At 41.3% G+C, this 20,182-nt stretch carries 13 protein-coding genes; 11 read left to right on the top strand and 2 right to left on the bottom strand.

The window, feature by feature from the left end; all coding sequences use genetic code 11:
* Nucleotides 1-92 precede the first annotated feature (92 nt).
* Nucleotides 93-1,937: an EAL domain-containing response regulator gene (locus AM228_RS22495; protein WP_156331979.1), complete on the bottom strand. Its 1,845-nt coding sequence runs from the start codon at nucleotides 1,935-1,937 to the stop codon at nucleotides 93-95.
* Between the two features lie 838 nt (nucleotides 1,938-2,775).
* On the opposite strand from AM228_RS22495, the gene AM228_RS22490 reads away from it, so the two are divergent.
* The 4 genes from AM228_RS22490 (at nucleotide 2,776) to AM228_RS22475 (ending at nucleotide 8,427) form a co-directional block, all read left to right on the top strand.
* On the top strand, nucleotides 2,776-3,762 hold the full coding sequence (locus tag AM228_RS22490) for a lysylphosphatidylglycerol synthase transmembrane domain-containing protein (protein WP_054469186.1): 987 nt from the start codon (nucleotides 2,776-2,778) through the stop codon (nucleotides 3,760-3,762).
* Between the two features lie 3 nt (nucleotides 3,763-3,765).
* A complete protein-coding gene (locus AM228_RS22485) occupies nucleotides 3,766-5,523 on the top strand; it encodes a hypothetical protein (RefSeq protein WP_054469185.1) in 1,758 nt (585 codons plus the stop codon).
* A gap of 213 nt (nucleotides 5,524-5,736) precedes the next feature.
* Nucleotides 5,737-7,476: a hypothetical protein gene (locus AM228_RS22480; protein ID WP_054469184.1), complete on the top strand. Its 1,740-nt coding sequence runs from the start codon at nucleotides 5,737-5,739 to the stop codon at nucleotides 7,474-7,476.
* A gap of 495 nt (nucleotides 7,477-7,971) precedes the next feature.
* Nucleotides 7,972-8,427 (top strand): hypothetical protein, encoded by a 456-nt coding sequence (locus AM228_RS22475; RefSeq protein ID WP_054469183.1) that lies wholly within the window; start codon nucleotides 7,972-7,974, stop codon nucleotides 8,425-8,427.
* Between the two features lie 70 nt (nucleotides 8,428-8,497).
* On the opposite strand, the gene AM228_RS22470 is transcribed toward AM228_RS22475, so the two are convergent.
* Nucleotides 8,498-9,682, bottom strand: coding sequence for a YafY family protein (locus AM228_RS22470; RefSeq protein ID WP_054469182.1), 1,185 nt, complete (start codon nucleotides 9,680-9,682; stop codon nucleotides 8,498-8,500).
* 182 nt (nucleotides 9,683-9,864) lie between these two features.
* Between AM228_RS22470 and AM228_RS22465 the strand changes: the two genes are divergently transcribed.
* From AM228_RS22465 to AM228_RS22435, 7 genes are all read left to right on the top strand, one after another.
* Nucleotides 9,865-10,134, top strand: a complete 270-nt coding sequence (locus tag AM228_RS22465; protein ID WP_156331978.1) for a hypothetical protein — start codon at nucleotides 9,865-9,867, stop codon at nucleotides 10,132-10,134.
* A 535-nt stretch (nucleotides 10,135-10,669) separates the two neighbouring features.
* Complete coding sequence (locus AM228_RS22460; RefSeq protein ID WP_054469181.1) at nucleotides 10,670-13,759, top strand: type III-B CRISPR-associated protein Cas10/Cmr2; 3,090 nt, start codon at nucleotides 10,670-10,672, stop codon at nucleotides 13,757-13,759.
* 196 nt (nucleotides 13,760-13,955) lie between these two features.
* The gene (locus tag AM228_RS22455; RefSeq protein ID WP_197285370.1) at nucleotides 13,956-15,122 is read left to right on the top strand and encodes a type III-B CRISPR module-associated Cmr3 family protein; all 1,167 of its coding nucleotides are present in this window, start codon (nucleotides 13,956-13,958) and stop codon (nucleotides 15,120-15,122) included.
* A 4-nt stretch (nucleotides 15,123-15,126) separates the two neighbouring features.
* Nucleotides 15,127-15,966: a type III-B CRISPR module RAMP protein Cmr4 gene (gene cmr4, locus AM228_RS22450; protein ID WP_054469180.1), complete on the top strand. Its 840-nt coding sequence runs from the start codon at nucleotides 15,127-15,129 to the stop codon at nucleotides 15,964-15,966.
* Between the two features lie 18 nt (nucleotides 15,967-15,984).
* On the top strand, nucleotides 15,985-16,374 hold the full coding sequence (locus tag AM228_RS22445) for a hypothetical protein (protein ID WP_054469179.1): 390 nt from the start codon (nucleotides 15,985-15,987) through the stop codon (nucleotides 16,372-16,374).
* Between the two features lie 121 nt (nucleotides 16,375-16,495).
* Entirely contained in the window at nucleotides 16,496-18,502 is a 2,007-nt protein-coding gene (locus AM228_RS22440; protein WP_054469178.1) for an RAMP superfamily CRISPR-associated protein, read from the top strand.
* Nucleotides 18,503-18,874: 372 nt separating this feature from the next.
* A complete protein-coding gene (locus AM228_RS22435; RefSeq protein WP_054469177.1) occupies nucleotides 18,875-20,152 on the top strand; it encodes a hypothetical protein in 1,278 nt (425 codons plus the stop codon).
* Nucleotides 20,153-20,182: the final 30 nt, after the last annotated feature.

The raw sequence follows: 20,182 nt of genomic DNA, 5'->3' as shown, positions 1-20,182 counted from the left end.
ACTCTCCCCTCTGCCCCTCCGCCGACGGCGGGCCCCTCTGCCCCTCTGCACCTCTGCACAAGAGATCCCTGTTGAATGATCCAGAACAAACGTTACCATTGTGGTTTGCTGCGAATCAATGCTTCTGCTGAGTTGGCATCTAAGGGTTTGGCGAAAAAATATCCCTGACCAAACTCAATTCCTAAATTTCTCAGTTGATTAAAGTGCATCAAGGTTTCCACTCCTTCCGCCACCACATCCATTTTCAATTGGTGAGCTAGAGTAACGATCGCCTCGACAATTTCCAGACTATCGCGATCTTCACTAATGTTGCCAATAAAAGAACGGTCAATTTTTAATGTATCCATATGAAACCGATGCAGATAACTTAAAGAAGAATATCCGGTGCCAAAATCATCTAGGGATAATTTAATTTTGCGGGCTTTTAGTTGTTTCAGTAGCCGATTCGCCGATTCGGCATTATCCATAATAGCCGTTTCCGTAATTTCTAGCTTTAAATATTGACTATGTAATTGAGTTTCAGCCAGAATTTGATCGATCATTTCTATCAAATTCGGTTGGCGAAATTGTTTCACGGACAGATTGACGCTAATATGTAAACGGAATTCAGCAAATTTTTTGACCCAAGACTGCATAGTTTGACAAGCTTCACGCAATACCCAAAGACCCATAGGAACAATTAACCCAGTTTCCTCGGCGATCGGGATAAACTCCCCAGGAGAAACAAAACCCTGTTGGGGGTGCTGCCAGCGAATTAAAGCTTCAAATCCTGCCAGCTTGCCGCTACATAGAGAGATAATGGGTTGATATTGTAAAAAAAACTCTTGCCGTTGAATGGCTAGACGCAAATCAGTTTCTAATTGTAAACGCTTTAACACATGGTCATGCATACTAGCTTCAAATACTTGATAGTGAGTATGTCCCAATTTTTTCGCTTGATACATGGCAATGTCAGCGTCTCTTAAAATATGTTCCGGTTTTTGATATGCGGGTGAGCCGATCGCAATCCCAATGCTGGCATTAATAAACACATCATATTGGTCAATATTTAAGGGAAATTGCCATTGTTTATGAATCCGTTCTGCTAGATAAATCGCATCAGATATGTCTTGGATATTTTTGATAATAATCGTAAATTCATCACTGCCTAAACGAGCCAAAATATCTTCATCATTTAGGCAATATTTTAGGCTATCAGCAATGGCAATCAGCACTCGATCCCCAATCAAATGTCCCAAAGAATCATTGACTAATTTAAAGCGATCGCAATCTAAAAATAATACAGCAAATAAATAATCTGGGTCACTTTTAACGCGGTTTAAACAGGTTTGCAATTCCTCGATTAACAAGGAACGATTAGGTAATCCAGTTAGAGAGTCATGCCATGCCATGTGCAGCAGTCGTTTTTCTGCTCTTTGGCGTTCCACAATTTCTTGTTTCAGTTTTTCATTCGCTCTTTCCAGTTCGGCAGTTCGGTCACTGACCCGATTTTCTAATTCAGAATTAAGTTGACGAATTTCTGCTTTGGCCGCTTGAAATTTCAGTAGGTTTTCAATTCTAATTAAAACCTCCTCTAAATGAAATGGTTTAGTAATGTAATCGGAACCCCCAATGCTAAACGCTTTTACCTTGTCAATCACTGAATTCATCGCCGTCAAGAAAATGATGGGAATATCATAAGTTTCTGGATCTTTTTTGAGAATCTGACAAACCTGATACCCATCCATATCAGGCATTTGAATATCTAATAAAATTAAATCAGGGTTGGCTGCTTTGGCAGCAATTAAGGCGGTATTTCCATTAATGGCATTTCTAACTTGATAGCCTTTTTGCGATAAAAGTTTAGACAATAACCGCAAGTTATCTTGGTTGTCATCAACGACTAAAATATTTGCTTGATATTTTAGAAAATTTTTTTGAGATTTTTTTGAACTCATTTGAATGTATTTGACCTTGTTTTACCTAATTTTACTTTAGTTAACATGATAATTATCCGCTCCTGTAAATCATTGCTCCAATCTTCTATATCCAGATTTTATTGCTATTTTTGCTTCAATATTATGGCAATATTCAGCAATTATTTGAGATATATTTAGAATTTTAATCGATTAAATTTATCACTGTTTATTCATTGTTTGAGCAAATTTGTGCAATTGTTCAATCCAAGAGAAATTCTCTGTGATTGAGGTACGTCTCATGTTGCCAAAAATAAGGATTCCAGTTGGGGAATCTTTCATCAGCATATCTTTCACTAGCACATCTTTCTTCTCCTCCGCAAAGCTATTCTCTGCAAAAATCAGATACTTCCGACGAGTTATCCCTGTTGGTTGGATTTGACGGTTACTGGCAATAATGATTTATTTTTTTCCATATAATACCATTTTTCAAAATTTTTGAGAGCGGTAGATCGGTTATATCTTATATTTGTAATCACACTTGCTATTGATGGCGGGGTGTAGGAGGAAAGCGGGGGGATAAAGTGGGGGGATGGTGTACCCCTTTAAAAAAACTCAGAGTAAGGCTGTAAGGGGGTTTCCTCGATTGGATATGGAAAAATGTCGCCTTTCAGCTATCAGCCGTCAGCTTTCGGCTTTCGGTTGATTTCACCGTCAACCATCCACCGATGACCCCTAAGTCTTGATACCCAAACTCAACTTAAAAGCCGGGGGTAAGTTTATTTGAGGTGTCAACCAGAGTAACCGATAAAAGGTCGATCGATCGCCCACTTCGGTTTAATTGATTCGGTTCAAGTTATATGTGAGATTACTGGTATTAATGAAACGGTTGATTTCTCTAATAGTGAGTCTGCTAATTTTAGCCATAATTTACACTAAAATTGATGGCCTCGGACTTTTGGCGGTGTTCCAAAATTGTCACCGTCTTTGGATGGCGATCGCCTTAGCAATGGTCGTCCCCTTAACCATGCTCACCAGTTGGCGACTGCAACAATTAACCCCGGTGAGTGCGGGGCTAGGATTTATGCAAGCTAATCAACTAATTTTAGCCGCCAGTGTGCTAAATATGGTATTACCCTCAAAAATGGGGGATTTAGCTAAAGCTTATTTTATGCGCGATCGCGGCCATCTCAGCGGCTCTTTAGCCTTATCTTTGGTGGTATTTGAAAAAGCCTGTGATATGTTATCTCTGCTGCTGTGGTGTGCTTTTGGGCTGATAGTTTATCCCCAAAAAGATGGATTATTTTGGCTGATGACCGCTGGAGTCACCGGAGGGTTAATCGTGGGCATATTCCTCCTGAGTTACCGTCAGTTTGCCCAGCTATTTTTTGCCGGTATCAGCCGAATTGCTCCGAAAAAAATCCAAATTAAGCTGGATAAAATGCGGTTTTCCTGGGGAGAAATGCACGATTATTTTTGGCGCGATCGCCAGCAATTAATTAAAATCACTAGCACTTCTATTTTAATTTGGTTTGGCCATTTGCTGCAAATTTGGTTCTTTATTTTAGCCTTAAATGCTTCGGTGCCTTTACTAGCAAATCTCGCCCTATCTCCTCTAGCAATTTTGGCTGGTTTAATGCCCTTAACTTTTGCCGGAGTTGGCACTCGTGATGCGGCCTTAATTTTATTTTATCAACCCTATTTTGACCCAGCCACCGGCGCCGCATTAGGGTTACTTTGTACCTCCCGTTATCTGATACCCGCGATCGCTGGTTTACCCTTTTTAGGGCAATATTTTGCCACCATGAAAATTAACGGTAAAATTAGCGGTAAAATTAACAGCAACACCAGCAGCAAAAATCTATAATCTATGAACTATTCCCTAAGTTATTGCCAACAATGGCTGACTATTCCCAGTCGGAAAAAATCTCAGACGATCTTTTGGTTTAGTCTCAGCATCACTTTTGCAGTTCTTTATGGCTGGATGGTGTTACAAAAAGCCTTTAAGGGCGAATATGTGATTCAAGATGATGCCAGACAACATATATTTTGGATGCAGCGGTTTGTTGACCCAGAATTATTCCCTGGGGATTTAATTGCGGACTATTTTCAATCAGTCGTACCCCTGGGTTATACGACATTTTATCAAATTATTGCCCGCTTAGGAATTGAACCCTTACTGTTAAGTAAACTGTTGCCTCCGGTTCTGGGAATTCTCACCACTATCTATTGTTTTGGGGTGACAATAGAACTGTTACCCGTTCCCTTTGCCGGTTTTATGGCTAGTGTGATTCTCAATCAAAGTATTTGGATGAAATTTGATGTGGTTTCCGCCACTCCTCGCGCCTTTATTTATCCGTTATTCGTAGTTTTTATCTATTATTTATTGAAACGACAGTTAATCGGCGCTTGTGTGGCGATCGCCCTGCTGGGATTATTTTATCCTCAATTAATCTTAATCTGTTGTCCGGTATTACTGTTGCGTCTGGTAAACTGGGAAAATATGGGAGAGTCGATCAGAAGTTTATGGAGCAAAAAAAGCCCGCAACTGCCATTACTTAAAACTGGAGAATCGGCTGAATATTTAATCAGTATTATGCCGTTTTTGGTAGGCGGTTTAGTATTAGTAATTTATGCCCTGCAACCCAATGATTATGGCGGGGCAATGACCGCAAGTGAAGCGAGGCTGATGCCGGAATTTTGGCCGGGAGGACGCACCCCATTTTTTAATGATAATCCCATAGAATATTGGCTGATTGGCGAACTAAGTGGGTTTTTCCCTCCGGTGTTACCTCCCTTGATTTGGCTAGGGCTATTTTTTCCCTTACTTTGGCACAATTCACAGAAATTTACCCTGGTGACAAAAATTAATCCCCAAATTAGATTATTGGGTGATATAATGATAGTATCGGTGGCTATGTTTGTCGCGGCTCATGCGGTTTTGTTACGGCTGTATTTGCCCGGTCGCTATATGGAACATAGCTGTCGAGTTGTTTTGGCAATTGCCACAGGCATCTTGATTACTGTTATATTAGATGCCGCCCTTCAGTCCTTCAAACCAGGGCAAAAACCTCAAAAAGGTTGGGCGATCGCTAGTGCTTTGTTAATCGCTTTAACCATTTTTTATCCCGTCTATGAATCCAGTTTTCCCCGCACAAATTACCGTCCGGGAAACCTCGCCCCGTTATACGAATTCTTGCAACAACAACCCAAAGATAGCTTAATTGCTTCCCTATCTTCCGAGGCGAATAACCTGCCCACTTTTGCGTTGCGATCGGTATTAGTCGCCCCCGAATATGCGATTCCTTATCATACTGGCTATTATGCAGAATTTAGTCAACGCACTAAAGATTTAATTCACGCTCAATATACCCCTAATTTAGCAGAAATGCAGCAGTTTATCGCCAAGTATGGGATTGATTTTTGGCTATTAGAAAAATCAGCCTTTACCCCAGATTATTTAGCCAAAAATGAATGGATTCAACAGTATCAACCGGAGGCAACAGAAGCGATCGCGCAACTGGACTTAGAGACCCCCGCAGCAGTGGCTAACTTTATTGAATCTTGCGCTGCATTTAAAACCGGGGATTTTGTTTTATTAAGCACAAAATGTATGATAGATTTTTAGTGAATTATCGGTTAAACGTTCACCGTTGATGGTTGTTTGTTGTTTGTTGTTTGTTGTTTGTTGTTTGTTATTTGTTATTTGTTATTTGTTATTTTACCCTGATAACCAGTAAAAAACAACAATAGAATCCCTACCCATCAATAATAGAATCCCTACCCATCAACCATCAACAACCAACCATCAACAACCAACCATCAACAACCAACAAATAAAGTGCATCAATTTCTTACTGCCCCAATTCATCAATCTACCAAATCCCGGACGATATTTTGGTTTAGTTTAGCCCTAACTTTTGCCACCATTTATGGTGGTATGGTATTACAACAAGCCTTTACGGGTGAATACGTCATCCAAGATGATGCTAGACAGCATATTTTTTGGATGCAAAGATTTATTGACCCCGGATTGTTTCCTAATGATTTAATTGCCGATTATTTCCAAACCGTCGCCCCCTGGGGATATACCAATTTATACCGATTAATGACATGGGTCGGTATTACTCCAATTTTGCTACATAAACTGTCACCAATTATTCTGGGTTTAATTACCACCGCTTACTGTTTTGGCATCACTATTGAGTTATTCCCTGTCCCCATTGCCGGATTTTTAAGTTCATTGCTGTTAAATCATTATATTTGGATGCGGGATGATGTAGTTTCGGGGACAGCAGTAGCTTTTGTATATCCTTTTTTTACCGCATTTCTCTATTATTTGTTGCGGCGAAATTTATTCTGCAGTTGTCTGGCGATCGCCCTCGAAGGGATTTTTTATCCCCAAGCGGTGTTAATCTCATCGGGAATTTTAATTCTGCAATTATGCCACTGGAAAAAATGGCAGGTTTACTTATCTCACCAGCGCAAAGATTATCTGTTTTCGGGTATTTGTCTGATAGTTGCTTTGATCGTTATGTTAATTTATGCCCTAAAATCCAATGGGTATGGGCCGGTGATTACTGCGGATGCTGCTAGACAAATGCCAGAGTTTTTAACCAAGGGCAAAAGCGAGTTTTTTACCCAAGAATTTGGCCATTTTTGGTTTAGCGGGCAACGTAGTGGAATGCTGCCCCGTCTCGGCACAACTTTGCCGTTAATTGCCAGTTTTTTCTTACCCTTTATTTTACTCCTTAACAGTAAAATTGTTCCGTTAAAAGCGGTGACTAAAAATTTGGGCTACTTGCTGCAAATTACCATTGCTTCTTTGGCAATGTTTTTCATCGCCCATTTGTTTCTGTTTCGCTTACATTTACCCAGTCGCTACACTGAACATAGTCTCCGCATTGTTACAGCGATCGCGGCTGGAATTGCGATCGCCCTAATCATTGATGCCCTGCTAAACTGGGGCAAAAAGCCGGGTAAAATTGCCCCAAACAAGCCAATTTTATCCCTAATATTATCCGGAGGTTTAATTGCCCTAGTCGTCCTAGAGCCCACTTGGTTAAAACGCTTTCCTCGAACTGACTATGTTGTCGGTTCCGTTCCCCAAGTTTATGAATTTTTTGCCCAGCAACCTAAAGATATTCTCATCGCTTCTGTCGCTGAAGAAGTGAATAATATCCCGGCATTTAGCCAACGGTCTATTTTAATTGGAGGCGAAGGCTATCCCGTTCCCTATCATACGGGATATTATCGGCAAATTCGCGATCGCACTCTTGATTTAATCACCGCTTACTATAGTCAAAACCTGAATCAACTGGAGGAATTTATCCAAGAATATAGTATAGATTTTTTCCTAGTAGAAACCGGCAGCTTTACCCCGGACTATATTCGCCAAAGTAACTGGATGATGCAATACCAACCAGCGGCAAATCAGGCGATCGCCCAATTAGAAACCGGCAGCAGTCCCTTATTAGCCCAAATCGGCGATCGCTGCACAAGGTTACAAGTAAAAAACTTAAAAATAATTGATGCCAATTGTGCGATCGCCAAAAAAATATCTTTTGCTAGAAGGATTTGATCGAAGCATCCCTGTTGATAGCAAAGACTTTTTCCAAGTCTCTTCTATTACCATTTACAAAAATTCATCCAACCGCCCTTAACATTCTTCGGGTGGACTACCATGAAGAGAGAAAATAGAAGAGAGAAAAGTGATGCCTTGAAAAGTCGTAGGGGCGAATGGCCATTCGCCCCTACAAATGAAATATCACTATTCACTATTCACTTTTCACTCTTTCCTATGCACCTCTTTCCTCTCTCCTCTTTCCTCCCATAAGTGTGGAGTTTTGCCCACCCTACAATATAAATACTCTTGCCTCCTTCCCCAGCAGCTATTGCGGTTTTCCAAAAAAACCTTTTCCTTTTTAAAGATTATTTTCTGCCCCGGTGCCCCAGGTAAAGTAAATTAACTCAATAAAAATAGTCTCTCTTGACATCTGATAAAATTAATTGTACAATTAAATGCCCCGTCGTTGGGCAAATTCATTAGATGAGAACAAGCCTTAAGGTCAAAAGTATGAAAACTTTAGTAAAAATTGGTCTAAATTTTTCCTGTCTGTCTAGTTATGAATCGATGCAGATTGAATTCTTAGGATTTGTTGACTCTTCTATCTTTGAAGGAGTCACAATTCCCCACCAAGCGGCGATCGCATTCACCGTTCCTTTCTCACAAGGCATTAGTTCTAAGACCCTGATGTCCTTAATTAAACAAGAAGAAAATGGAGAGGTAACGATTGCTTCTGGCGTAACCATGCGTAAATTAATCATTTGCTATGAAAACGCCGAATGCTTTAGTTTAGCATCAGAATCCGAGAAAGGATTATTCTTTTCTAAATTTAAATTTGAAGACTTTAACGAAAATCAAAATTTGAATATAGAAGTGAGTCCTTATCCTAAAGATACCACCATTGAATTTGCCAAAATACCGCCCGAACTAAATACTTTATTTAAGACCAAAACGGTCAACGCATAACCTTAGATAACTCAGGACACAAAGACTATAAATCTTTGTGTCCTTTGTGCCTTTGTGGTAAAAACTAGCCTCAATTATATCGCTCGATTAAAGCTTGAGCCGCTGCGCGATGTTGTGCCACTAATTCCGCAGGGAATAATACCTTGGCATTGTGCAAATGACGATAAACCCACAGCATAAATTCTCGGAAAGAACGGGGAGGTAATTTCACCTGATAATCCACATATTCATATTGACCCGTGGCATCTTTTGGCCCTAAATGAACTTTTTGAGTGGGATGACGGCGATCGCCCTCTAAAATAAACGGCACTACTGGAGAAAAAAAGCGCACTTTAACCGTTTGAAACTCTACATTTCCCGCTAATTCCCCCTGCTGTTCTGCCAAGTCACCTAAATACAAACCCCAACCTTGAGATAGTAATTGGTGAACTTGCTGTAATTTTTCAAACTGCATTTCTAAAGAACGTTGAGGTGCTAATACCTGACAATAATCTTTAAATCGATTTAACCGACTAATGGCTAATTGGCCGGTTTCCAATCGTTCACAAACTAAATACCAGGCAATATCATAGTAGATAATTTGCAAAGGCCATAGACTCATCATGCCGACTCGTTTGCCCCCATAAGGATCGTGGCTGCGAGATAATTCAATAGCTTGCCCTTGGAGAATGGCCATTTCTACGGTTTCTAATTGATTAAATATGGTATTTTGCCGCTCACCTTTGGCCAACATTTCTACGGGGTCGGTGGAAACAATAGAGCGATTTAACTGTTGATGGACGGGATATAAAAATTTTCCATCTAATTTTAAATCTAAACCGCGCACTCGTTGCAGCACTTGTTCATAAATGCGGCGGGCGATAGGATTTCCTTGATATTTTGCTTGAGCAGCTAAAGCGTTTAAAGCTGCGGATAATTCCTCCGGGTTTAATGCCCCAGTGCCTAAATAATAACCCCACCGATAAATGCGATCGTCTAAAATTCCATACCGTCGCAATAGTTCTAAATCTTTGCGAATTGTGGGCACTGAAGGATAATTTTCGGGAAATTCATAACCAGTTTTCGTCGCGAATTCCCGTAGTTTAATCCGCACAGTTTCTAAAGCATTGTTATGTTGGCGATCGCTGTTCAATAGTTTTTCATCGCGATCGCTCACCCCCACCCCCGGATTTTGTAACAAAGTCGCAATCAGTAACAAAATGCGATCGAATGCCTGCTGGTCAGAATGTGAGTGTAGAGTGGGTTTTTTTGCCATTAGAATTAAGGGAATAAAGAACAGGAAATCGGGCGATCGCCCTTAAAGTCAGAGGTTGATAATATGATATTTATACCAGCAGCCAGCCATAAAATAAATTCCCGGATATTTCGAGTCTGTGTTTAATCAAGATTGTGTATAGAATCATACAGATTATCGACTGAGGTAATTTTAAGCGTTATATGGAAAAAAACCATATACAACTAACCCCCAGAAAAATCAGCACTCAAAACCCAACACTCAATCACTTGATTCTTGAATTACAGGAAGAATGCCAAAATGTTCTTTCTTTAATTCATCAGTTACAGTTATCTGAGTTAAGCGATCGGCAAAAAGGTGAAATTTTATCAGAATTACTGGTGGCTTCCATTCATCTACATTCTCATTGTGATGAAGACTGGCAAAATTTAATTTCTGACGAGTTAGAACGTTTAACGGATGATGATGCCTAAGACCGATTTTTTTTGGGTTGCCATATAACTGAAATAGGGGCAATTGATGAATTGTCCCTATTTCAGAGAAAATCTCAGCAAACTACTGCTGATTTAACCAAGTCATTCAATCTGCCAAATATGAAAGGTTTGGTTTCTCCTCAAGCAAAATCAAAGAAATACAGCTTATTGCAGAGTAGCAATCAGTAACAAAATGCAATCGAATGCCTGCTGGTCAGAATGTGAGTGTAGAGTGGGTTTTTTCGCCATTGGTCTTCACCCTTTTTTTCTCCGACCCCGCGAAATGTAACGCAATATTGATTATTTTTAACAAAAATTGATAAAGCTTAATCTATATAAACATTTCAGCGATTGTGAAAAAAATTAGTAATTATTGGCAAAGTTGAGACAACCGGACTTGTTCTCTGATATGTTTAACGAAACAGGGGCGAAGGAAGCGTTCGCGATTAAGTATCCTAAATACTCTCTAAATATTCATCGTCAATCGACAAGATATATCCGCGAATGCTTCGCGCTTACGGACAGCATAAAAAATATGACAAATACACCCTTTTGGCAAGCAAAAATTTGGGGTCTACTCCATGACCCCGCGTTGAAAGCATTACACGATCGCACTGGTAGAGGAGAAGAAGGGCCTTGGCAGGTACTCCAATGTATGAAAGGTTGGGTTTCTCCTAAAGCAAAATCAAAGAAAGATGCTCAATATTGTACCACTTGGCTCGAACAAATTGCTTTATCTGACCTAATTGCTTCAGCGAGCGATCGCGCTGCCATTGGTCGATTACCGTTTACTACCGCTATTGATTATGATGCAGAAGGAATCGAAATCCGTCATTTGTTATCAGGAGCAAAGCAAACCCTAAAACTCGGACAATGGCATGATTTTTTAATCGGTTGGGGAAATAAACGAGGTGAAGAACTTTCAAAAATAGAAGATATTTTAATTCCCGAATCAATTCGGAATTGTGAAGATGCCAGAAAAGTTTATTGGTGGTTATGGCGCTGCTATCCTGTGGCATTAGCACAAGCATTTGACCGAGAAGATACTAGAGAAAATCATATTCTCAATGAGCCTTGTTTACCCTTATTACCCGCAGAAACTCGGATTCCTGATGCCTCAGTTTGGAGTCATACCACCATGACTTCGGCATTAGCTGGTGCTTTGGCAGGTTATCATCAGGATACTGATACTTATCCCCGCAAAAACGCCAGAAAAGGCAAGGATTATTATCAATCTCGGCCTTATGTTAGCATCTTTAGCTTTACCCCAGTGCAAGAACTGATTAAAGCCAGTCGGAAAATGCGAGATTTTTGGGCAGGTTCTTGGTTATTGCATTATCTTTCTGCCAAAGTTTCTTGGGCGATCGCGTGGCAATATGGCCCTGATACTTTGCTCTATCCTTGTTTATATGCTCAACCGCTAATTGACCTATGGCTATTAGAAGCATATCCTGATCCTGATTTTCAAGCATGGATTACACCGCCAACGGAACGGCAATTACTCACCGCTGGATTTCCTAATGTATTGGTGACAATTTTGCCGGATAATGGCGACCATTCCACCGATGAAAAGGTGAAAAATCCAGTCAAAGCAGCGATGCAATTTGCGGAACAAACTCTGCATCAAGAATGGCTTAATTTAGGGCGTCAGGTTCTCGCCGATTTACAAGACCCAACCAAGGGCAAACCTTGGATGCCAAATTTAAATCCCCATACTTGGGAAAATTGGCTGAAAGCCCAATGGCAAACTTATTGGACAGCTTTACCCATTGGCGATCGCAACTCAGAATTGCATCAGTCACCCCGGAAAGAAGCAGAATATAAAGCATGGGAAAAGAAACAGAATGATTTTGCCCGCCCTAAACCAGAATTGCTGGTAGAACCGGAGGCTAATTTTGTTAAAGCCATCTACGAATTAGGAATCAAAGAAGATTGGCAAAATCGCCATGAACCAAATTACTCTCATAAGTCCCATAAAGCCCGACAACCTAATCTAAATGTGGGGTCATGGTGGGGGAATATTTTTGACCAAACCCGCTTTGCTTTAACAGCGGTAAAAAATGCCCGGATTTGGGAAATTCCCACCGCTTTTGGGCCGCGTTCTACTATTTCGGGAATTGGTCCAGTAGTTCATTCTGGTAATGATTGGGTGACAGAAGGAGACACCCAAAATGATTGGCAACGGCAAGTGGGTTTATTTGATGGCATTGAAGAATTAAATGCTACGGAAGTGCTCAAACGAGGATTGCATCGAATATTGCCCGACTTATTGCAACTGCCTCCGAAGGAACTGGAGTTATATTATCCAGATTTATGTTCGGGGGTTGCCGGTTGGCTAAAACTGCATCCTGAAGCCTTAGAATATTATCAAAAAGCTTGTGATAATATTAGCCAGGAGTTTAATTGGATAAATCCACATCAACCTTGGGGTATTCCTTGGGTTTCCAGCAATCATCCAGACTGGCAAAATCCTCGGTTGCTGAATGCAGGCTGGTTAATCGAAGATTTTGAGCCAAAACCAACCAATTCTGATGAATTGTTGACCAAAACTCAACAAAAAAACCAAAAGCAAGCTGAATTGAAACGACTGCGGGAATCTATTGCCCAATGGTTTGCCCCCGGAAATAATCCCACGGACTGGTATGCGATCGCTGCTGGTGATGGGGATGGGATGAGTAATTGGCTGAAAGGCCAACCTTTGAAAAATTATTCTGACTATATTCCAGATGCTTTGCCGCCGAAAATTGAGAAATTATCGGATAACTTAAAAGAACCGTTTCTAGAGTTTCTGGAATGTAAAAAACGGATGGGGCCAGCCACTCACAATGCCTTGAGTCGGGCTTTACTGGATTTTTCTAATCAACTGCTGCCCTATTTAACAGAAGTTCGCTATGCTGGACGATTAATTTATGGCGGTGGCGACGATGTTCTCGCTTATACTAATATGTGGGAATGGGATAACTGGTTGTGGGATATTCGCGAATGTTTTCGCGGGGCAGATGACCCGCAAGATGAGTTTATTAGTGAGGGCGATTATTGGCGTTGGAATAGTGGAGACTTGCCTAAAAATATTCAGGAACGTCCTTTATTTACGATGGGCAGTTGTGCCACCATTAGTTTTGGCATTGTGTTAGCCCATCATTCCGTCCCTTTAGCCATTGCCCTAGAAAATCTTTGGCAGGCAGAAGAGTCTGCTAAAGACCATAAAACTCCCAATAATCAGGAAAAAGATGCGGTACAAGTGCGGGTACTTTATGGCAATGGCAATGTTCTCAAAGCAACTGCCAAATTTGAGGTATTTGATTCATGGCGATCGCTGTTAAATGGCGAGCAATTTGAGCAATTAGATAGTGCTTTATTTGAGCAAGCCGCAACCGTATGGAGTCAGCATCCTGTACCAGTGGAAAATGCGATCGCGCCTTGGACAAATGCCTTTTGCAGCCGTCGGGAAGTGTTCAAAGGCGATGAAACCTTACAACATCAGTTTCAAACAGCCTTGTGTGATTTCTTGACTAAGCTTTATGAAACCACAGAGACCAAAGAGTGCGATCGAGAAGTCCAAAACTGGTTAAAAGTTGCTGCCTTTGTTTTACGACAAAGAAACATTACAGCAATTTCCCATTGAATAAACCACAAGTAGGGGCCAAGCATTCCGGCGGGTAGGGGCGAATGGCCATTCGCCCCTACTACTAAAAATATTGTACGGGCGAATGGCCATATAGTCTGACGGATTATGCTCCGCAATCGCGCCCCTACGGAATGCTTCGCCCAGCCGTGGTTTAGTAAGAAAAAAACCGCTGTAAACCATTGAGAGATGCACAATGATTTATTGGTATAGTTTAACTCCATTAGATGTGCTCTTATTCCGGGATGCCAAACCGTTTAGTCCCGGAGAAAGAGCTTGGGCTGCCAGTGTGTTTCCCCCAAACAATCACACCATTGCCGGTGCCTTGCGGGGACTCCTGGGAGAAAAAACAAATTTCACTATTAAAGGAGTATTTTTCTGTCATCAAGACACCCTATATTTTCCCCGGCCATTAGGTTTTGTGGGTTCAAATCCTTTGGTGCCATTGGATTGGAAAAAAGATGCTAATCTTCACCAAGCTTTATGGAATAAGTCGCAACCTTGTCCCTTAGTAAAATTAAAAGACGATCGCAAATCTTCTGATAAAAATGAAGATGAGGATTTGCCATCCGATGAGTATTATCGCCAGTTCTTACCCAGTAATGTGGTGAAACGCTATCTGGAAACTGGCGAAATTCCAGAATCAGACTGGATAACCACTGATGAGAATGAAAAACAACCTTGGACTAAAGAAACTCGCCCCCATAATGCCATTGAAGAAGGCACTCGGCAAGTGAAAGATGCCGATGGATATTTTGTAGAAAATACCATTCGCATGAGTTCCGGTTGGAGTTTAGCGATCGGTATCGACAAAGAGTTACCGAGTAGTATTATTCAATTAGGAGGAGAAGGACATCGGGCGATTTTAACTCCCTCTAAGGCTTTAACAAAACAATGGCAGGAAATTCAGCAAATTTCCCAGAATAATTTTAAGCGAGGGATGGAAAAAAGTGAGAAAGCGATCGCTTATTTAGTCACTCCGGGAATTTTTGAACGCAAACACGATGATAGTCAGTATAAAAATCAGTCGGTTTGTCGGGCTTGGCCTTGGGAATGGAAACTCGCTCACACAGTTAATCCCAATCAAAAATCTGGTTATTTAGTCAGCGTGGCTACCGCGAATTCTTTACCCATTAGTTGCCGGATTCGAGAGAACCGAGAAATGGCAGAACATAGCCCAAAAAGCATTCCTGCCCCCCAGGTTTTTGCTGCCGTACCGGGTAGTTGTTACTACTTAAATAAACCGGAGTATTTATTTGCTGATTCCCCAGACTCAAAGCCTGGGAAGGGATTAGAGAAAGCCAAGAGTTGGCGTCAGTTAGGCTATTCCGAATTGTTGTGGATTAATTACAAAGGAGAGTAAAATCATGGTTAATTCAGTTTATCTTTATCTGCTTGCCCCTTTACATACTGGTGGCACAACTCAAGAAGGTAATTTATTAGGAATTGCTCGCGAATCTCATACAAATTTACCTTATATTCCTTCCAGTACCCTTCGGGGAAAACTTCGCTCTCTTGTCAGTGATCGCGTTACCCGCGTTCAACTATTTGGCCCGGATTTAAAAGATTTAGAAAACGCTAGTTTTTTAGATGATTATGAAGTGGAAACCGATCGCCGCTTAAATCAACTCACTCAAGGAGACGTTTGGGTAGGGGATGGTTCGATTTTGTGGGTGCCAGTACCGTCTTTAAGTCATGGCGTAATCTGGATTACTTGTCCCATGTTACTGCGACGTTGGGCGCGGTTTGAACCCAAACTATTGTCAAAAATCCCTGAAGGTTATGCTAGTAATCTAAAATCTTCTAACGTTTATCTGAAAGATGCCATCATTAAGTCCAATGAGTTAAAAAATTGGCCAAACTGGAAAGAGTTTTTGCCCCCAGAAGTTTCAGCCAGTGGAATTGAAAAAGTTCTCGTATTGCCTGACCAACATTGTATGACGTTAATTCAAATGAGTTTATGGCGTCAGGTGAAAATTAAGCTGGATGACTCTAAATCCGTAGACGGTGGTTTTCGTTATGAAGAAGCAATTCCTCCTGATACATTAATGTATTTTACCTGGGGAATTACTTCTCAAGCCAATGGAACAGCCGATAAATCTGACCAAGCTTTCAAAGAACTGTTAAAGAATCACGAATTGCTGCAAATTGGCGGTCAAGAAAGTTTAGGACGCGGTTTTGTTCAGCAATGCTTGGCGACTAAATAATTAAGAGGAATAATCATTATGAGTTTTGACCCACGGACTATTGCCACTCCAGTATATGAGGCGCTTTCGGAATTACGATCGCAAACCAGAGAAGATACTCGCTTGAAAGAACAGAAAAATCAGGCTGTGGAAATTTACACCTACCTATCAACTTGGGGCATGATGCGCCTAAAAGCTGAAGAAAAAGCCCTCAGCCAAGAAGGGAAAAAGCAAGTGGTGAAAAAATTCTTTCAATGTCTGGAAAAGTTATCTGGGACGCAAAATATCAGCAGCGATCGCGGTTTGGAAACCTTGAAAAAGTTATCCACTGATGAATATCTTGGATTGACCGGCTTAGGACTAGCGATCGCCCAAGAATTTGGGTTTTGGGCAACGGCAATTTATTCTGATGTCACCGGAGGAGAATAATATCTTTTTCTCAGAAATATAGTCGTCGATCTCCCCAACTTCCAGATCCCCCCAACCCCCCTTTTTAAGGGGGGCTAAGACTAACAAATTTTCTTAGTAATGCGAAAAAATGGTATAAATTATGGCTCCTAACCCATGGGAACGACCAAAACCAGCAAACGCTGCGGCAACCGCTAGAACAAATCCACCGAATAGACCTAATCAACAGAATAGACAGCAAGGAGGTGGCAATAACGATCGCCGTCCTCCCGGAAATAATCCCCCAAGAAACAATGGAGGCGATCGAGGCAACAACCCACCAATGCCTTCGCCGTGGTTAGACGCAGAACAAGAACCACAATCTGATAACAGTGCCAGTTTTGTGGAATATTTACGGTGGATGCGTCCGTATGATGATGATAAGAGACAAAAAAACATTATTAATGGCACTAAAGTGCAAATATTAGACATGGCAGCAGATGAGGCAAATTATGGCCAACGTCTAACTAAACTCACCGATCGCACTAAACTTTTAGCTGGAAAAGGCAACTACTTTGAAGCCCAATGTTCTTGGCGAATTCGGGTGGGGGGACATCGTGGCCCGGAAAGTATTTTACTCCCAGCCTTTGATGCCTTGGGAATGCCTTATATTCCTTCTTCGACCTTGCGTGGGGTTGCCAGAACCCAAGCCATTCGCGAGATAATGACCGAGGAAGGGCTGAACTGGAAAGAGGCAGAAAAGCGAGTTGCCCCTTGGTTTGGTTCTCTGGAAGCCAAAGGAAGCGATCGGGCTGGTAAAGTAGTCTTTTTTGATGCTTATCCTTTACCCAAGCAACCGGGGTTAGCCGTAGACATGGCTAACAATATTTGGAAATGGGACAATAATCAGCTTCAATATAGCCCGAACCCGAATCCATTCTTATCCCTCAAAGAACCTAGCTTTTTAGTGGGTATTCGTCTCGCTAGTGGCTGCGATGACCCAGAAATTTTAAATCGGGTTAAAAAATGGTTGCAGGCTGGTTTACAAGCGGGAATTGGTTCCCAAGTCAACAGTGGTTATGGGCAAATGCTGGTGGCTGGTGCAGGCAAATCTGGTGATGAGTTTTTCCAGGTTAAATTTGCTTTAGAAGGACAATTGATTCACGGACAACAAAAGTTTACCCAGTGGAATTGGAACGATAGAAATCAACAATGGCAAATGCCCGGAAATGCTGACCCGGAAGTTCGGGCGATCGCCTTTAAATCCATGTTGCGTTATTGGTTTCGCACCTTTGCCTTGGGAGTATTATCCCCGCAATTAGTACAGCAATGGGAAGCTAGATTATTTGGCGGAATTAATCCTAACCGAGAATGGGGATGGGTGAGAGTTGACCTTTCCAATGGCAAGGTAATTCAACCAGAACCGCGTTCTAATTGGAAAGGAAAAGAAGATGACGATCCTTGTGGCAAACAAGAGGGGATTTTAAGCCTGCATTATTCTGCCCAAACACCGATTAATCAACGAGAATCAATTAAAACATTGTTGAGTAACTTAACTTGGATGATGTTTCGTCTAGGTGGCATTGGTCAAGGTGCCCGACGACCTCGTTATTCTCGAAAAACCCAAGACCGTGCCCCTTGGTATCGGGGTTCAACCTTATTCCCCGAAGATAATGATGCGTTTTGGAAATTACCTGAATCGGCTAAAAATTTTCGGGACTTATTCCAACAACGATTACAAGGATTTTATACTGCCCTAGGTCAAATCACCAAACAACAAGTTAATCCAAAACAACCTTTAGCTTTACAACCTGTGAGTAATCATGCTTGGCGTGAAGCAGTAGATCGCAATTGTCGAATTGTGGTATTGTCTGAACCCCCAAATAATAAGTCTAACAAACCTTATGCTTTGGATGTGCTACACAAACAATTTCACGACTTAGAAAATCAGCGATTCACGGACGCTAAAAGTTTATGTGGTGGAGTGAAAAAGGACTACTATCCGCAAAATAACCGTGAAGTAAAACGCGATGTCACGCCCTCACCGATTTGGATGGCTGATTTAGATGAATATCAAGTAGTGACAGTTTTTGGGGCAACGGAGAATCCTCGGCGAAACTATCTACAATCTTTAGGCAATTCTGCTGTACAGATTTGGCCATTTCAGTAAAACTCGTAGGTTGGGTTGAGGTACGAAACCCAACCTATCTCTAAGATTCTGTTAGGTTTCTTACTAGATATTCACACGAGGCAGAGCCTCTAGACCGGCATTCCCAGGGAGACCCTGAGAACGAGGGAAAACGAGGGAAAACGCCTGTAGGGGTAGCGCGATGGCGGTGCCTACCCCGAACCCTGGGGTAATCGTACCCAGCCTATCGCTAAGATCGCCTGTAGGGGTAGCGCGATGGCGGTGCCTACCCCGAACCCAACTGATATCTAAAAGCGAAGTCCCCAGAAACCGGGTTTCTTTCCCAAATCTTTGTCACCTAACCCAAAGTTAACGCAGAAACCCGGTTTCTTATTTAAATAAAGAGTAAAAAACATGGCAAGTATCATTCTTTCATTCGTCGGTAGTCAAGACCCATACTCAGAAAAAACTAACGAAGAAGGCTCAATTTCTACTTTAGTTCGTGATTTGCTGAAGCAACAATATCAAATTCGGCGCGTCATTTTGCTCTACACTCAAGATTTAGCCCAAAAAGCCCAAGATACCAAAGATTGGCTGAATAGTGAATTAGGACTAAATCTAGACATAATCGATCCGATTGTTGTCTCAGAAGAACTTTCTAATGACCCGGTAAATTTCTATTTAGCCGTACAAGAAGCCCGCAAAGGTCTAGAATATGCTCAACCATTTTTAAGCAAACAAAACCGCTTGGAATTTAATGCTTCATCCGGGACACCTGTAATGAAAACCGCTTGGGGTATTTTACAAGCAGCCGGTTATGCCCCTCAGAGTTCGATTTGGCAAGTAAGAAATCCCCGCGAACAAAAAGAGGGACAATCACGAGTTTTTCAAACCAATGTAGATACAGTCAAAAATGAGTTTGACTTTCAAGTATTAGCACGACAAATTCAAGACTATAACTATAGTGGGGCATTGGTGACACTGGAAACCAGCAATCTATCCACCCCTTTAATTCAAGGTTTATTACAATATGGTCATTATCGGCTAGGTTTTAATTTTGACCAAGCTTTTAATGCAATTCAATCTCTGACGACTTACATAAATCGCCAATTCATTAATGAGATCGGTCAGTTACGGCAAAAAAATCAGTTAGCTTTTTTGAAGGAAGTGTATTTTAAGTCAGTAATTGAGCTAAAAAACAAGCAATATGCTGACTTTTTGACTGATGTATTTAAATTCCAAGAAGGCTTTCTCAAATATTTGCTGCAAACTAAATTAGCCAATCATAGCATTAAATGGCCGAAAACATATAATGAAACCGAATGGTTTTGGCAGCAAATCCAGCAAATTGACGGCGGCAAGCTTTGCCAATATTTTGAAAAAACCAATTCCCGAGGATTGCCGTTCAAAGGTTTTCCGAGTCGATACAATATGATTGATATGCTGGAATATTACCAAGAATCTCCGAGTTTAATGATGCCGTTAAAAGAGCTAAATGAATTTTGTGAAAATCGGAATCAATCTATGCATAATTTTGCCGGAGTTTCCGAGCAAGCCGTGGAAGATGCTGGAATGATTTTAAAAAATATGCGGCAAATTTTACAGCAGAAAGTAGATTTACAAACGGAAAATCCTTTTAATGTGTTAAATCAGACAATTTGTGACTTATTGCGAGAGTGTTTACGCCAGTAAAATCCCATTACCCAGACCCCAGAAACCGGG

Source organism: Planktothricoides sp. SR001 (assembly GCF_001276715.1).
Lineage (GTDB): Bacteria > Cyanobacteriota > Cyanobacteriia > Cyanobacteriales > Laspinemataceae > Planktothricoides > Planktothricoides raciborskii.
This window is presented reverse-complemented; position numbering and strand designations above follow the sequence as displayed.

Coding starts and splice junctions, on each gene's coding strand:
- AM228_RS22495 (WP_156331979.1), bottom strand. CDS start 1,937: ATGAGTTCAAAAAAATCTCAAAAAAATTTTCTAAAATATCAAGCAAAT.
- AM228_RS22490 (WP_054469186.1), top strand. CDS start 2,776: ATGAAACGGTTGATTTCTCTAATAGTGAGTCTGCTAATTTTAGCCATA.
- AM228_RS22485 (WP_054469185.1), top strand. CDS start 3,766: ATGAACTATTCCCTAAGTTATTGCCAACAATGGCTGACTATTCCCAGT.
- AM228_RS22475 (WP_054469183.1), top strand. CDS start 7,972: ATGAAAACTTTAGTAAAAATTGGTCTAAATTTTTCCTGTCTGTCTAGT.
- AM228_RS22470 (WP_054469182.1), bottom strand. CDS start 9,682: ATGGCAAAAAAACCCACTCTACACTCACATTCTGACCAGCAGGCATTC.
- AM228_RS22465 (WP_156331978.1), top strand. CDS start 9,865: ATGGAAAAAAACCATATACAACTAACCCCCAGAAAAATCAGCACTCAA.
- AM228_RS22460 (WP_054469181.1), top strand. CDS start 10,670: ATGACAAATACACCCTTTTGGCAAGCAAAAATTTGGGGTCTACTCCAT.
- AM228_RS22455 (WP_197285370.1), top strand. CDS start 13,956: ATGATTTATTGGTATAGTTTAACTCCATTAGATGTGCTCTTATTCCGG.
- cmr4 (WP_054469180.1), top strand. CDS start 15,127: ATGGTTAATTCAGTTTATCTTTATCTGCTTGCCCCTTTACATACTGGT.
- AM228_RS22445 (WP_054469179.1), top strand. CDS start 15,985: ATGAGTTTTGACCCACGGACTATTGCCACTCCAGTATATGAGGCGCTT.
- AM228_RS22440 (WP_054469178.1), top strand. CDS start 16,496: ATGGCTCCTAACCCATGGGAACGACCAAAACCAGCAAACGCTGCGGCA.
- AM228_RS22435 (WP_054469177.1), top strand. CDS start 18,875: ATGGCAAGTATCATTCTTTCATTCGTCGGTAGTCAAGACCCATACTCA.